This window comes from Rheinheimera riviphila, from assembly GCF_004005945.1.
Lineage (GTDB): Bacteria > Pseudomonadota > Gammaproteobacteria > Enterobacterales > Alteromonadaceae > Pararheinheimera > Pararheinheimera riviphila.
This window is the reverse complement of the sequence record NZ_SACS01000055.1, coordinates 1-476: the sequence shown is the minus strand read 5'-3', so window position 1 is coordinate 476 and position 476 is coordinate 1. Positions and strand designations below refer to the sequence as shown.

1 protein-coding gene is annotated in these 476 nt (G+C 63.2%); it reads left to right on the top strand.

The features are described 5' to 3' along the window. Nucleotides 1-476 (top strand): IS66 family transposase (locus EOE67_RS20315; protein WP_164852455.1); only part of this gene is annotated, 476 nt, incomplete at both ends.

Genomic DNA, 476 nt, shown 5'->3' with positions numbered 1-476 from the left:
AAATATGCCGATCACCTGCCGCTCTATCGTCAGGAGCAGATCTTCGCCCGCCAGGGCGTCAACCTCGAGCGCGGTGTCATGGCAGGCTGGACCGGCCATGCCGCCGCCCGCCTCAAGCCGCTCACCGAACGCATGACAGAGATCATGATGGGAATGGATCGGCTGTTTGCCGACGAGACGACCGTCAAGATACTCGATCCCGGTGCAGGCAAGACCCGAACTGGCTACTTCTGGGGTGTCGCTTGCGATGAGGGCCCTTATGGAGGGAGGGCACCGCCCTGGGTCGTCTATCGATACTTCCCGAGCCGCGCCCACAAGCATGGCGGCGCGCTGCTGGGCAAGTATCGCGGTATCCTGCAGGTTGATGGATACGAAGCCTATGACAAGCTCGGCCATCCCGACCGTCCCGGCGGGCCGGCGACGATCGCGCACTGCTGGGCCCATGTCAGGCGCAAGTTCTTCGACCTCAACAAGGG